The 14,203-nt window shown below is 75.7% G+C and carries 13 protein-coding genes; 10 read left to right on the top strand and 3 right to left on the bottom strand.

What is annotated here, in order from left to right:
• Positions 1-11 precede the first annotated feature (11 nt).
• The 3 genes from ACFY60_RS21880 (at position 12) to ACFY60_RS21890 (ending at position 2,677) form a co-directional block, all read left to right on the top strand.
• Positions 12-581, top strand: a complete 570-nt coding sequence (locus ACFY60_RS21880; protein ID WP_388613466.1) for a cupin domain-containing protein — start codon at positions 12-14, stop codon at positions 579-581.
• Positions 578-1,786: a cytochrome P450 gene (locus tag ACFY60_RS21885; protein WP_388613464.1), complete on the top strand. Its 1,209-nt coding sequence runs from the start codon at positions 578-580 to the stop codon at positions 1,784-1,786. Before ACFY60_RS21880 ends, ACFY60_RS21885 begins: the two co-directional genes overlap by 4 nt.
• A gap of 69 nt (positions 1,787-1,855) precedes the next feature.
• Positions 1,856-2,677 (top strand): GNAT family N-acetyltransferase, encoded by an 822-nt coding sequence (locus tag ACFY60_RS21890; RefSeq protein WP_388613462.1) that lies wholly within the window; start codon positions 1,856-1,858, stop codon positions 2,675-2,677.
• Between the two features lie 45 nt (positions 2,678-2,722).
• Here the strand turns inward: ACFY60_RS21890 and ACFY60_RS21895 are convergent, their stop codons facing one another.
• Positions 2,723-3,541: a pentapeptide repeat-containing protein gene (locus tag ACFY60_RS21895; RefSeq protein ID WP_388613461.1), complete on the bottom strand. Its 819-nt coding sequence runs from the start codon at positions 3,539-3,541 to the stop codon at positions 2,723-2,725.
• Between the two features lie 104 nt (positions 3,542-3,645).
• On the opposite strand from ACFY60_RS21895, the gene ACFY60_RS21900 reads away from it, so the two are divergent.
• The 7 genes from ACFY60_RS21900 to ACFY60_RS21930 all read left to right on the top strand — a co-directional run bounded on the left by ACFY60_RS21900 (position 3,646) and on the right by ACFY60_RS21930 (position 9,829).
• Positions 3,646-5,205: an alpha/beta fold hydrolase gene (locus tag ACFY60_RS21900; RefSeq protein WP_388613459.1), complete on the top strand. Its 1,560-nt coding sequence runs from the start codon at positions 3,646-3,648 to the stop codon at positions 5,203-5,205.
• Between the two features lie 136 nt (positions 5,206-5,341).
• Positions 5,342-6,280, top strand: a complete 939-nt coding sequence (locus tag ACFY60_RS21905; protein WP_388613457.1) for a poly-gamma-glutamate hydrolase family protein — start codon at positions 5,342-5,344, stop codon at positions 6,278-6,280.
• 125 nt (positions 6,281-6,405) lie between these two features.
• Positions 6,406-6,534, top strand: a complete 129-nt coding sequence (locus tag ACFY60_RS21910; protein WP_388613456.1) for a hypothetical protein — start codon at positions 6,406-6,408, stop codon at positions 6,532-6,534.
• A complete protein-coding gene (locus ACFY60_RS21915) occupies positions 6,531-7,010 on the top strand; it encodes an ACT domain-containing protein (RefSeq protein WP_388613455.1) in 480 nt (159 codons plus the stop codon). The genes ACFY60_RS21910 and ACFY60_RS21915 overlap by 4 nt, the downstream gene beginning before the upstream one ends.
• 110 nt (positions 7,011-7,120) lie before the next feature.
• Positions 7,121-8,776 (top strand): AAA family ATPase, encoded by a 1,656-nt coding sequence (locus ACFY60_RS21920; protein WP_388613453.1) that lies wholly within the window; start codon positions 7,121-7,123, stop codon positions 8,774-8,776.
• Between the two features lie 169 nt (positions 8,777-8,945).
• On the top strand, positions 8,946-9,446 hold the full coding sequence (locus tag ACFY60_RS21925; RefSeq protein WP_309054113.1) for a hypothetical protein: 501 nt from the start codon (positions 8,946-8,948) through the stop codon (positions 9,444-9,446).
• Between the two features lie 17 nt (positions 9,447-9,463).
• Positions 9,464-9,829: an RNA-binding S4 domain-containing protein gene (locus ACFY60_RS21930; protein WP_309054114.1), complete on the top strand. Its 366-nt coding sequence runs from the start codon at positions 9,464-9,466 to the stop codon at positions 9,827-9,829.
• Between the two features lie 61 nt (positions 9,830-9,890).
• On the opposite strand, the gene ACFY60_RS21935 is transcribed toward ACFY60_RS21930, so the two are convergent.
• Positions 9,891-12,092, bottom strand: coding sequence for a germacradienol/geosmin synthase (locus ACFY60_RS21935; protein WP_388613451.1), 2,202 nt, complete (start codon positions 12,090-12,092; stop codon positions 9,891-9,893).
• 161 nt (positions 12,093-12,253) lie between these two features.
• The gene (locus tag ACFY60_RS21940; protein WP_388613511.1) at positions 12,254-14,137 is read right to left on the bottom strand and encodes an N-acetylmuramoyl-L-alanine amidase; all 1,884 of its coding nucleotides are present in this window, start codon (positions 14,135-14,137) and stop codon (positions 12,254-12,256) included.
• Between the last annotated feature and the right edge of the window lie 66 nt (positions 14,138-14,203).

A 14,203-nucleotide genomic window follows, 5' to 3' on the forward strand; every position in this document is an offset into this window, starting at 1 on the left:
ACCGGAACCCCGTGACAGCCACGGCCATCGGACCGGCCGGCGGACTCGTCGTCCCGCCCGGCCACGGCAAGACCCTGACCACCGCCGCCCAGCACGTCACCTTCAAGGTGACCGGCGAGCACAGCCGTACCGCCTCCACCTTCGAGGTCGTCGTCCCGCCCGGCTTCGACGTCGGCGCGCACGCCCACGGCCACAGCGAGGAACTCTTCTACGTCCTGGAGGGCGAACTCGACGTCCTCGCCTTCGAACCGCTCGTCCGCACCCCCGACAGCTGGCGCGAGTGGGAGTCCGCCTCCGGACAGCGCGCCGTCCGCGCCACCCCCGGCACCCTGATCCTCGTCCCGCCCGGCTGCCCGCACGCCTTCGCCAACCCCACCGGCGAACCGGTCCGCATGCTGTTCCAGGCCTCGCCCCCGCCCGACCACGAGCGGTACTTCGAGGAGCTCATGGACATCCTCGGCTCCGGCGGCGAGGTCGACCACGAGGCCGTCGAACGGCTCCGCGTCCGCTACGACATCGAACAGATCACCCCCCTCCGGCACGACGCCGGAGGCAGGCAGGAGACCACCCCCGCCCCATGACCGCACCCGAGAACCACGGCCCCGTCCACGACTGGGCCGTGGTACCCCTGCCCGCCACGGAACCCGACCCGCTGCCCCGCCGGCTGCTCCGCGAGGAGCCCGTCGCCCGGGTCCGCCTCCCGTACGGGGAGGGCCACGCCTGGCTCGTCACCCGCTACGAGGACGTCCGGCGGATCACCGCCGACCCGCGCACGAGCCGCGCGCTCACCGCCGGCCGGCCGCTCCCCAGCTCCACCCCCCACACCCTCGCCCCGGCCGGCGGCGTCGGCCGTGCCGACCCGCCCGACCACACCCGCCTGCGCAAACTGATCGCCCCCACCTTCACCCGCCGCCGCATGCGGGCGCTCCGCGCGCACATCGAGGAACGGGCCGGGGACCTCGCCACGCGGCTCGAGGACGCGGGCCCGCCCGCCGACCTCGCCGAGACCTTCATCGGCCCCCTGTCCGCCTCCGTCGTCGCCGCACTCCTCGGCGTGCCCGCCGCCGACCTCGACCGGGTCCACGCCTGGCGCGAGGCGGTCCTGCGGCACGACACCACCGAGGCGGAGGCGGAGTCCGTCAAGGGCGAGATCGCCGCCTACGTCGCCGGTCTCGCCCGGCACCGCGCCGAGCACCCGGCCGACGACCTCATCGGTGAACTCGCCGCCGCCCGCGCCGCCGGCGGGCTCAGCACCCCGGAACTCGTCTCCACCGCCGTCATGCTCACCCTCAACGGCCTCGACGCCGTGCGGAACATCGTGTCCACCATGGTGTACGTGCTCCTCGTCCACCCCGACCAGACCGCGAAGCTGCGCGCGCAGCCGTCCCGCCTACCCCGGGCCGTGGAGGAACTCCTGCGCTACGTCCCGCAGCGCAACGGCGTCGGCATGCCCCGCATCGCCACCGCCGACATCGAGGTCGGCGGCGTCACCGTCCGCGCGGGGGAGGCCGTGCACGTCTTCTACCCCGCGGCCAACCGGGACCCCGCCGTCTTCACCGACCCCGACCGGCTCGACCTCGAACGGGACGAGGCCCCGCACCTCGCCTTCGGCCACGGCCTCCACTACTGCGCGGGCGCGGCCCTCGCCCGCATGGAGGCCGAGGTGATGCTCTCCACCCTCCTCGCCCGTTTCCCCGCGCTCACCCTCGCCGTCCCGCCCGAACGCCTCGCGTGGCGGCGCGGGACCGTCAACCGCGGCCCGGTCGCCCTTCCCGTGACGTGGTGAGCGCTCCCGAGGCGCGCGCCGCGGGGTAAACGCGTTGCGGCCACCGTCCCCGGGTGCTGAGGTGGCCGGATGGAACCCCAGCATCTGCGTGACCTGTACGACCGCCAACTGCGTCTCGGGGCGCGCCCGGACGGGCCCGGGTGCCGCGTCGAACGGGCAGGCCCCGTCGTCCGTGCCACCGGCCCCGCCCACGCCTGGAACGGCGTCCTCTGGTCGGGGCTCGGGGCGGACGCCCAGGACGCCGAGGTCGACGCCGTGATCGCCGCGCAGATCGGCCACTACCGTGCCGCCGGGACGCCCTTCGAGTGGAAGCTGTACGGGCACGACACCCCCGCCCGGCTCGGGGAACGCCTCCTCGCGGCCGGGTTCACCGCCGAGGACCCCGAGACCCTGATGGCCGCTCAGGCCGCCGCCCTGCCCGGGGACGTACCGCTGCCCGAGGGCGTCACCCTGCACGCCGTCACCGACGCGGCCGGTGTACGCCAGGTCGTGGAGGTGCACGAACGCGCCTTCGGGACCGACAGCTCCGCCCTCGGCCGGCAGCTGCTCGACCGGCTCGCCGCCGACCCGGAGACCGTCACCGCCGTCGTCGCCCTCGCCGGCGGGGAGCCGGTCAGCGCCGCCCGCATGGAGCTGTACCCCGGCACCGACTTCGCCGGCCTGTGGGGCGGCGGCACGGTCGAGGGCTGGCGCGGACGGGGCCTCTACCGCGCGCTCGTCGCCCACCGGGCCCGCGTCGCGGCGGAACGCGGCCACCGTTACGTCCAGGTCGACGCGGCCGACACCAGCCGCCCGATCCTCGCCCGCCTGGGCTTCCTGACACTCACCACCACGACCCCGTACACGTACGACCCGCGCTCGGCGCACCGTGCGCAGGGGCAGGGCGGCTGAGAGCGGAAAGACCTGGGGCGCTCGGCCCCCGCAGGCGGCCGGGCCTCAGGAAGCCCAGTGCGCGGGGCGCTCGAAACCCTCCGGGAGGCGGGTCGCGGCGTCCCCGCGCGCCGCGTTCAGCTGCGGCTGCGTCAGGAACAGGGCTCCCGTCAGATCCGCCCCCGCCAGCTGCGCGTCCCGCAGGTCCGCGCCGATCAGGTCGGCGAGCGACAGGTCGGCGCCCGTCAGATCGGCCGCGATGAGCAGTGCCCCGCGCAGGTCCGCGCCCCGCAGCCGCGCCCCCCGGAGCCGCTTGCCGATCAGGTCCGCCCCGCGCCGGCTCCTCGGCGGCCGGCCCCCGGCCTCCGCCCGCACCAGCTCGCTCGTCCGCAGCAGCAGCGGGTTCACCTCCCCGCGTACGGACGCCACGTCCAGCTTCTCCAGGGCGTCGGCGTCCAGCGCCGTCAGCTCCTCCACCCGCGCCAGCGCCGCGCCCAGCTCGCCGTGCAGGGGACGCGCGGCCCGCCGCCCGAGGGCCTCGGTGAGATAGCGGAGCAGCTCGTGGAGCTGGCGCACCACCGGAAACACCTCGTACATCTGCCGCGCCGTCTCCGGCGCCGCCCGCCAGGAGACGCCGCCGAAGGTGACCTGGGAGACGTGCTGGCCGGCGCCGAAGCAGTCGTACACCGTGCACCCCTGGAATCCGTTCGGGCGCAGTTTCGTGTGGATGCCGCAACGGAAGTCGTCCCGCAGGTTCCGGCAGGGGTCTCCGGAGGGTTTGTCGACGGCGAAGTCGGCCGACCGGGCGAAGGGCAGGGCCACGCAGCACAGGCCGAAGCAGCTGGCGCAGTCGCCGCGCAGCGCGGTCTCCCGGGTCTCGGGCACGGTGAAACGGTCCTTCGCGTGGGGGTGACGGATCCACCCACCGTATCGCGCCCCGTCCGGAACTCCCTTGCCAAGATCACCACGACCGGGGGAGGCTCGCGCCCATGCCGACGTTCACGACCTACGACGGAACCGAACTCGCCTACCGGCTGGAGGGCGTGGGCGACCCCCTCGTCTGCCTCGCGGGAGGTCCCCTCCGCGACGCCGCGTACCTCGGCGACCTTGGGGGCCTCACCGCCCACCGGACCCTCGTCCTCCTCGACGCCCGGGGCACCGGCGCGAGCGCGGAACCCGCCGACCCCGCCACCTACCGCTGCGACCGGCAGGTCCCCGACGTCGAGGCGCTCCGGGCCCACCTCGGGCTCGACCGGATCGACCTCCTCGGCCACTCCGCCGGCGGCAACCTCGCCCTCCTGTACGCCGCCGCGCACCCCGAGCGCGTCCGCTCGCTCGTCCTCGTCACCTCACTGGCCCGCGCCCTCGGCCAGGAGGTCACGGACGAGGAGTGGGACGCGGCCGTCGAGATCTTCGCCGACCGGCCCTGGTACCCGGCGGCGCGGGCCGCTCTGGACGCCCTCGGCCCCGACACGCCCCCGGAGAGGGTCCGGGAAGCCGTCGCCCCCTTCGGGTACGGCCGCTGGGACGAGGCCGCCCGTGCCCATGCCGCGGCCGACCGCCACCAGGTCCGTCCCGGGGCCGCCGCCCGCTACCACGCCGACGGCGCCTACACCCCGGAGGCGACCCGCCGCGCGCTCGCCACCCTCACCGCTCCCGTCCTCGTCCTCGCGGGGGAGTACGACGCCGGTCCCACCCCCGCCCGGGCGGCCGAGACCGCCGCCCTCCTCCCGCACGGCGAGCTCCACGTCCAGGCGGGCGCGGCCCACCACCCCTGGATCGACGACGCCGGTGCCTTCGTCCGCGCGGTCGCCGCCTTCCTCGACCCCGCCGTCCGGACGGTCACCGTCGACGGCGTCCGCCTCGCCTACCGCGTCCGGGGGCCCGAGGACGCCCCGCCCGTCGTCCTCGTCCACGGCCGCGGCGAGAACGGCACCACCTGGGACGAGATCGCCGCCTCCCTCGCGGCAGACCACCGTGTGTACGCCCCCGACCTGCGCGGCCACGGCCTCAGCGACCATCCCGGGCACTACGGCTTCGACGTCTTCCGCGACGAACTCGGCGGCTTCCTGAAGGCACTCGGTCTGACCGGCGCCACCGTCGTCGCCCACTCGATGGGCGGTGGCGCCGCCCTCCTCCTCGCCCGGAGCGAGCCCGCCCTCGTCGGACGGCTCGTGCTGGAGGAACCGCCGGGGTTCGTCCCGCTCGACCCGCCGCGCGGACCCGCCGAACGCCCCGCCGGGCCGCTCCCCTTCGACTGGGCCGTCGTCCCCGGCACCGACGCCCAGCTGAACGACCCCGACCCGGCCTGGCGCACGGGCCACTCGGCGCTCACCGTGCCGACGCTGATCCTCGCCGGCGGAGAACGCAGCCACCTCCCGCAGGACCAGCTCCGCCGGCTCGCCGACCGGATCCCGGGAGCGCGCCTGTGGACCGGCGACGCGGGGCACCTCATCCACACGGAGGACCCGGCCGGCTTCCTCGCCGCCCTCCGGGAGTTCGGCCTCGGCCCGGCGGCCCCGGACGCGGGCGGTGCGGAGGAGCCGTGACGGTTCCGCCACGGGCCGCGCGGCCTGGCCGCGACCTGACGGACCGGCGCGGCCACCGCCCCCTTCCCACCGGGCGGAACCGGCTTCGGCCGCCCCCGCTTCCGGAGCCCTCCCGGGCGTCCGCGATCATCACCGGATGACCTTCACCAGCGGCACCAGCCGACGCACGCTCCTGACCTCCGTGGCCGCCGCCGCGGCCGGCCTGCCCCTCATCGGCGACCTCGCCGGGAACGCCCCCGCCGCCGCGGCGGCCACCACCACCGAACCCGCCTCCAACGCGGTGCTCTACAGCAAGGCCGAGTACCAGGAGGGCGTCCACTGGATGCGCCGGTTCCGCACCCACCCGCGGCCCGAACTCGCCGACAATCTGCGCCACTCCACCGCCCCCGTCCGCAGCACGGCGGTCCTCGCCCCGCACGGCGGCGGCATCGAGGCCGGCACCAGCGAACTCTGCCTGGCCATCGCCGGCTACGCCCTCCTCGCCGAGGACGAGGCCGGCACCGTGCCCCCCGAGCAGACCACGGTGCCCGGCGTGCCGCAGCGCGACTACTGGATGTTCGAGGGCCTGGCCTCGTCGAGCGAGCTGCACGTCACCTCGACCCACTGCGACGACCCGGCCGCCCTCGCCGTCTGCGCCCGCAACCTGTACGCCGTCTCCCTCCACGGTTTCGCGCCCAAGCCCGACAGCCCCGAATCGGCCGTCTCGGACAAGCAGATCCTCATCGGCGGCCGCGACCAGCGGCTCATGCGGAACCTGGAGGCCTCCTTCGCCGCCCACGGCCTCACCGCCCAACAGACGGACCCCGCCCGGAGGGTGGCGGTGACCGTCGCGGGCGCGAACAGCGCTCTGAACGGCGACGACCCGGCCAACATCGTCAACCGCACCGCCACCGGCGCGGGCGCCCAGCTCGAGATCTCCACCGCCCTGCGCCGGGCCATGTTCGGCGACTTCAGCGGCGCCCCGGCCCGCCGCCGTACGGCCGGCTCGGGCACCGAACCCGCCCACTTCTGGAACGCCTTCGTCGGCGCCGTGCGCGAGGCCGTCGACCGTCACGAGCGGGGCCTGGCCGCCTGAGCAGAGGCCGTGGGACCCCGGCGCGGGGGTTCCACGGCCCGGCCGGGGCAGGTCCGTACGGTGCCCCGGTCGACGCATCCGGCCACCACCGGCCCGGGAGGCCGCGGGCACGCATACTGGGAGCCATGCACCTCGTCGCCCTCATGGCCCCGCCCCGGCTCGCCGCCGTCCCGGCGGTGCCGGCCCCCGTCGACCCGGATGCCGCTCCGTCCCGGTCGGCGCGCACCTCGGCCGTCGTCCTTCCCCGCCGGTGACCCGCCCCGGCACCGGGCCCGGTGGGCGGCCCCCGGCCACCCCGGCGCCCCCGCACCCCGAACGCGATCTCGGCCGGCTCCTCGCCGGCCTGCGGCCCCTGCGGAACCCCGGGGCCTACGTCTTCACCACGGTCGACGGCCCCGCCCCGGCGGGCCTCGCCCCCGTCGTCACGGTCGCCGAGGCGGAGGGCCGCACCCTCGTCGTGCGACGGGAGGAGGCCGACGCGGCGGGGCTCGCCTACGACTACGTGGCCGCCTGGATCACCCTGCGCGTGCACTCCGCCCTCGACGCGGTGGGCCTGACGGCCGCCGTCGCCCGCGAACTCGCCGCCGCCGGCCTGAGCTGCAACGTGGTGGCCGGCTTCCACCACGACCACCTCTTCGTCGAACACGACCGCGCCGACGAGGTGTTGGGCCTGCTGCGGGCCCTCGCCGACCGCTCCGGCGGCGGAAGCGATCACGACCGGGACCGGTGAGGGACGCCGCGCCGTCCGCGTCGTACTCTGGGGCCCACGTGGGGCGACGGCCCCCGGCGCGCCCCCTCATGCGCCGGGGCGTGCGCCCCCAGGGTGGGGGTGGTGAACGCGTGGGACGTCAGGACGGCCGGCCCGTACAGCGCGGCTTCGGCCTGCTCGAACGCGAGTCGGCCCTCGCCGCGGCCGAGGAGGCCCTCGACCGGCTGGCCGGCCGCGCACGTCCCGACCGGGTCCCCGCACCGCGCACCGCGGGCCGCGCCTCCCACCTGGTCGTCCACCGCGGCGGCGCCCGCCCCCGCACCCCCCGCCCTCCGGCCGAGGGCCGCCCCGGCGGTGCCCCCGCACCGGGGCCCCGGCCCGGGCCCCTGCCCGACCCGACCGCCCCCGGCGCCCGCCCCGGGCCCGCCCCGGAGCCCCGCCCGCGGGGCGGAGTCCTGCGGTACGAGGCGGCCCCCGGTCTCGGCAGGACGGCGCTGCTCGCCGAGATACGCCGCCGGGCCGTGGCCCGGGGATGCGTCGTCCTGGCCGCCCGGGGCACCGGATCCGCCGGAAGCCTCCCCTACGGGACCGCCCGCCGCCTCCTGCTGACCGCGCCGGACGCCGGTACACCCGAGGACAGCTCCCGGGCGGCGCGGGAGCGGCTCGACCGGAGCCTCGCCCGGCTCGCCGGCCACCGGCCCCTCGTGCTCGTCCTGGACGACGCCCACGCCGCCGACCCCGAGTCCCTCCGCTGGCTCACGGCCTGCGCCGAGCGCGCCGGGGAACTGCCCGTCCTGATCGTCCTCGCCCACCGCGCCGGCGCGCTCCCCGAGGCCGCCGCGGGCCTCACCGGCCACCCGGCCCACCGGCTCGGCCCGCTCGGCCCCGCCGCCCTCGCCCGGCTCGTCCGCGAACGCGTCGGCACCCACGCGGACGACGCCTTCTGCCAGGCCTTCCAGGCCCTCACCGGCGGCAACCCCGCCGAGGCCGCCGCCCTCGCCGCCGCCGTCCGCGACCACGGCCTCGACCCCACCGCCGACAGCACCCGCGCGCTGCGTGACCTCGCCGCCGAGGTCACCGCCACCGGCCTGGCCGTCCGCCTCGAAAGCCTCGGCCCCACCGCCGTCCGCCTCGCCTGGGCCTGTGCCGTCCTCGGCACCGAGGCGCCTTCGCGCCTCGCCGGGGCCGTCGCGGGACTGGGCGGCGAGACGGTCGCCGCGTGCGCCCGGCGCCTGCGCGAGGCGAGAGTGCTCGCCGAGGCGGACGAGCCCGACGCCCCCCTCGCGTTCGGCCACCCCCTCCTCGCCGCGACCGTCTACGCTGCCATCCCCGCCGCCACCCGCGTCGCCCTGCACGGCCAGGCGGCCTGGTGCGTCGCCGAGGCCGGTCTCGGCTCCACCGCGACGGCCCGGCACCTCCTGGAGACCCATCCCGAGGGCGACCCGTGGGTCGTCGGCCACCTGCGCGCCGCCGCTCGCGAGCACCTGCGCGACGGCGCCCCCGAGGCGGCCGCCCGCAGCCTCGCCCGCGCCCTGCGCGAACCGCCCGCCGCCGAAGAACGCGACGACGTCCTCGCCGAACTCGACCGGGCCACCCGCCTGGCCCGGGCCGTGGCCGGCACGGACGGCGGAACCGGGCCGGACCCGGCAGCGCAGCGGGACGCCGGGCACCGCCCGTCCCCGGTGCTCGCCGACCGCGACCGCCTCGCCCGCGCCGCCGACCTGCTCGCCCGCAAGGCCCGGCCCGCAGCGCCTCCAAGGGACGGCTCCGGCGACATCGGCCCCTGAGCCCCCGCCCCCCCGAACGGCCGAGCCGGGGCGCACCGGCCCCGGCCCGCCCGCCGCGTACAGCCGGCCGCCCCACGGGACGGACGGACACCCGGCGCCAGGCGGCACCGGGCCCCGGCAGGGCAACCCGGCGCGTCGCCCCGCGTGCCCGTGCACGTACCATGGCCGTATGTCCTTCCTCCGCCGCCGCAGCGCCGCCACACCCGCGGGCCCGGACTTCGACGTCCTGGCCATGGACCCGGGGGACTGGCCCGGCAATCTCGGCGCCGGTCTGCTGCCCGCACCCGACGGTTCCTGCCAGGGCGTCTTCCTGCGCTACGACCTCTTCGGCGGCCGCGGACCCGCGATGATCATCGGCAACCTGCCGGAGGGCTCCCCGGCGCGCGAGCTCGCGGAGGGCCAGATCCCCTTCGAGGTCGCCCAGCTCCTCGCGGCCCTGGAGAACGACGAACCGGTCGAGGTGCTCGACACCGAGGACGTCCCCGTGATGCAGGGCGACAACCTGCTCATCGTGCGCCGCCTCAAGCTCTCCGAGAGCCGCATCTCCTGCGTCCAGTTCGACCGCAGCGACAACGTCCTCGTGACGATCGCCAGTTGGGACCGGCCGATCACCGACGACCTGTACGCGCTCCTCAAGCCCCTTCCCGCCGAGCTGTTCCAGCAGGGCTGACGGGGGAGCGGGGGCCGATGAGCGCGCGCGTCGACAGCTGGATCTGGGCGGTCCGTCTGACCAAGACCCGCTCCCAGGCCGCCGCGGCCTGCCGGGCCGGCCACGTCAAGGTGAACGGCGACCGGGCCAAACCCGCCCAGGCGGTGAAGCCGGGCGACGAGGTGCGGATCTTCCACGGCGGCCGCGAGCGGATCGTCGAGGTGAAGGAACTCCACACCAAGCGGGTCGGACCGCCGGTGGCCGCCGAGGCGTACGTGGACAACAGCCCGCCCCCGCCGCCGCGCGAACACGTCGCCCTCGCCGCCGTACGCGACCGGGGCGCCGGCCGCCCCACCAAGCGCGAACGCCGCGAGCTCGACGAACTCCGCGGCCGCCGCCCCTGACCGTCGCCGCAAGGCTCCGAACGGCCCCCGGACAGTTCGTCCGGGGGCCGTTCGGCGTACGTCAGCGCGCCGCCGGGGCGAACACCTCGTCCACCCGCGCGGCGGCCGTCCCGAGCCCCGTCGGCCCCCGCCGGGCGAAGGCCGTCCCGGCGCCCCGGTGGACGTCCTCGGCACGGTAACGCCGCACACCCCGGTGCCAGTTGAGGATCCCCGCCAGCCAGTCCTCCAACTCCCGCAGATACGAGGCGAAGGCGGCCCGCGCCTCCCGGTCGAGCCCGAAGTCCTCGCAGAGCAACGGCACTTCACGCAGCTTCAGGTGCTCGTACTGGCGCAGCCGGCCGCGCATCAGGTCGTCGACCATCGCCATGGCGGTCGGGTAGTCACAGCCGAAGAAGGTCTGCAGGACGAGGACGCCGTTGTGCACCTCGCCCTCCACCTCGATCTCCTTCTGGTAGGAGAAGAGGTCGTTGAGGAGCGTGGCGTAGTCGGCCACCGCGTTCTCCAGGGCGGTCACCGTACCGCTCGCGAAGATCTCGGGCGGCAGCGTCCCGGCACGGCGCAGCCGGCAGAGCATCATCGTCAGGTCGGAACCGAAGGTGGCCCGGCGCATCTCGATGTAGTCCACCGGGTCCGGCACACGGCGCTGCGCCTGGTTGTGCAGTTCCCAGAGCCAGCTGTCGAGCATGGCCTCCAGGGCGTGCCGCAGCTGGGCCCGGGACGCGGCCGGCATCGGACCCGCCGTCCGCGCCCACAGGTCCGCGAAGGACCGTTCGAGCGGAGGCGCGGGCAGGGACGCCGTGCCGACCGCGGAGGCGTCCTCGGCCAGCAGGGCCTTCAGGCGCTCGGTCTGCTCCTTGGCGGCCGCCAGGTTCCCGGAACGGCCGAAGACGATCGGGTAGTAGTCGTCCGCGTACGTCCCCCAGGTCAGCCACCCGGCGCTGAGCTCCAGTTCCTCCAGGGTGGCGTCCGGGTCGAGCCCCGCCGCGCACAGCGCGAGGTCGAAGCCCTCGCACATCTCCCGGTCCCAGATGTCGTCGAGAAGCCCCATCCGCTCGGTCCAGTCGACCGAGCGCCGCTTGGCCTCCTGGTGGTGCGGGTTGAGGCTCAGCGGGTACGGCAGGTCGAAGTCGGGCAGCAGCGAGGGCCCCACGTGCTGGTGCGGCACATGGGTGAGGGAGCGCAGCCGGGCGGCGGCCGGCCGGCCGAACAGCGTCCTGATGTCGAGGGCCGAGGTCCCGATGACCCCCTCGAACCGCGACGGACCGGAGACCATCCCCTCGTTCATGTAGCGGCTGGAGCGCATGTGCCACTCGTGACCGCCGGACTGCCAGTCCTGCAACCCCTTCGTGTACGCCGCCACCGCCGCGCACTCCGCGGGGCTCAGGCGGTGCTCGACGGCCAGCTGCGGCACCTCGGTGAGGGCGGTGTTCTCGAACTGCTGGAGCCGGGAGGTCAGCAGGTCGTTGACCGCGTCCGCCGCCTCCTGCGTCGTACAGCCGAGGAACTTCTCCAGGACCAGCACGCCGTTGCTGTTCTCGCCCTCGTCCTCCACCTCGCGCTGGTACGAGAAGAGGTCGTTGCGCAGGTGGACGGCGTCCGAGAAGGCGTCCCTGAGCACCCGCAGGGGGCGCGAGGCGGCCACCCGGTCCGGAACCTCCGCCCCGGCCGCGTACTCGACGAGCCCCGCCGACCAGGGGGCGCCGCCCACCTTGCGGCGCATCTCGATGTACTCGACGGGGTTGGCGATCCGCCCCTCGTCGATGTTGTCGAGCTCCCACAGGGACTCGTACAGCAGGTGCTCGGTCGCCTCCGCGAACCGCACCCGCCAGCCGTCCGACATCGACGGGACGGTCCGCCGCCACAGGTCGGCGAGACCGGCCTCGACCGGGTTCCCGGGCTCGGGCATGCCCTGCGACGGGTCCGCCGGCATGAAGCCCGGCAGCCGGTCCAGATACGCCTTGCCGCCCGCCCGGTCCGGATTCCGCTTGAACGTCTCCAGGAAGTGGTCGTCGAAGAAGAACACCCAGGTGTACCAGTCGGTGACGAGGTTCAGGGCCTCCTCGTCGCAGTCCGGATGGGTGTACGCGCACAGCAGCGCGTAGTCGTGCGCGTCGAGGTCACGCACCTCCCAGATGCCGGAGCCCTCCAGCATCCCCATGGCGCGCGCCCAGTCACGGGTGTGCGCGCGGGCGGCGTCCACATGGGGATTGAGCCGGGCCGGATACGGGACGTAGAAATCCGGCATGACGAAGGGTTGGGGCATTTCCGTCGGGTGCCTTTCGGTGGACACGGACATGTCCGGGCCAGCCTTACCCGGCGGTGACCACGCGCACGCGATCTCCGAAATAGTCATATGAGCGGGAGTGGGGTGGTGCGGAGCGCCCCCCGCACCACCCCACTCCCGCCGTTCTCGGCCACGCTCCCTCAGGCCCGGGAGACCCGCACGTCGGAGGCCTTCACGAACGCGACCCGATGGCCGAACTGGATCTGGTAGTACGTCTCCTGCCCCCGGACCACCCGGTGCCCGCTCGTGTCGAACACCGGCGCGAAGTAGTACTCGCCCGGCATCCGGTCACCCACCACGTACCGCTGTCCCGCGAGCAGCCGGTACGGCAGCGGGGACACCGCCTGCACCGGAACGCCCGCCGGGTACGCCGCCGCCTCCGGATAGGCACGCCCGTACACGGGCACCTCCGCCAGCCCCTCCCGGGGGGTGAGGACCACGCCCCGCGCGTTCACCGCGGTCGGCTGCCCGGCCGGATTGTGGAACCACGCCTTCTGCCCCAGGTACCAGACCGCCGTCCAGTCACCCCGGCGCTCCGCCACCGCGTAGCTCTGGCCGGTGGAGGCCCGCGCCCCGGTGTCGTTCACGCCCGTGGTCGAGGGCTGCCCGCCCGGACGCAGCCCGATGTCCTTCACCAGAGGCGCGTCGGCGCTCGGCGCGGTGTGGAGGCGCACCGCCCCGCTCCCGTGCGGCGCGCACACCCCGCCCGCCGTCCCGCAGCCCGTGTAGAGGGGGCGGTGGGACGCGTAGTCCGGCCGGATCGTCACCACCGCGGCGTCCGGGCCCGCGCTCGGCGTCAGCGGACGGCCCAGCAGCCGGAAGTAGTGCGCCCAGTCCCAGTACGGGCCCGGGTCCGTGTGCATGCCCCGGATCGCGGAGGTCACCGTCCCCGGCACGTTGTCGTGGCCGAGGATGTGCTGCCGGTCCAGCGGGATGCCGTACCGCTGCGCCAGGTGCCGTACCAGCCGTGCCGACGTCCGGTACATCGCCTCCGTGTACCAGGCGTCCGGCGCCGTGAGGAAGCCCTCGTGCTCCAGGCCCACCGACTTGGCGTTCACGTACCAGTTCCCCGCGTGCCAGCCGACGTCCTTCAGCGGCAGGTGCTGGGCGATGTGCCCGTCCGAGGAGCGCAGCGAGTACTGCCACGACACGTACGCCGGATCCTGCACCAGCTTCAGGGTCACGTCCCAGGTCGCCTCGGTGTCGTGGATGACGATGTAGTCGATCGACTGCGACTCCGGCCGGTCCGCCTTGTCATGGTTGCCGTAGTCGCCGTCCCCGAACTCCTCGTACGGCGCCGGGATCCACGAACAGGCCACCGTCCGCGGGCACTCCACGGGGCCCGCCGCCGGGCGCCGCAGGCCGAGGGCGTCCACCTGCCCGGTCTCCGGGGCGACCTCCGGATCCGCCGGCAGGCGCACCACCTGCCCGCTGTCGGTCGTCCGCTCCGCCCCGCTCCGGATCACGGCGAAGACCTCGTTCGCGTAGGACGCCGCCGCGGCCGCGTCCTCGGCGCCCGAGTAGCGCGCCACCGCCCCGAACCAGTCGGCCGGGTCGGGGCTCGGCGCCTGCCCCGCCTCCCGCTGCGCCGCCGCCAGCAGCGCGGCACCGCCCTCGATGTTCGCCGCCGTACGGGTCCGCAGCTCCTCCGCCGGGATGCCGGAGAGGGCCGACGCCCGCTCCAGGGTGCGCAACCGCTCCGGCAACTGCTCCGGTGCCGGCGGCGGAACCTCCGCCCCGGTGCGTACCGCCCGCGAGGTGTCGCCCCGGGCGTCCTCCTCACCGTGGGAGTGGTGCGGCGCGGACCGGGCGAGCGCCGTCGCCACGTCCGTGAGGTGCAGGGGACCGTACCCGCCGCCGACGCTCGGCGCCCCGCCGTGGGTGTCCCACCGCGACTGGAGGTACGAGACGGCGAGCAGCACGCTCTCCGGCACGCCGTGACGCTCGGCGGCCACCGCGAACTGCCGCTGCAACGAGCCCGTCACCGGCGTGTCGGCGGTGGCGGGCGGCGCGCCCGCGAGCATCGGTAGGAGCAGGACGGCGGGCGCGGCACGGCGGAGGAACGGGGAACGGAGCACGGCAGCCTCCAG

This window comes from Streptomyces sp. NPDC012827 (genome assembly GCF_042900905.1).
Taxonomy (GTDB): Bacteria; Actinomycetota; Actinomycetes; order Streptomycetales; family Streptomycetaceae; genus Streptomyces; species Streptomyces gulbargensis.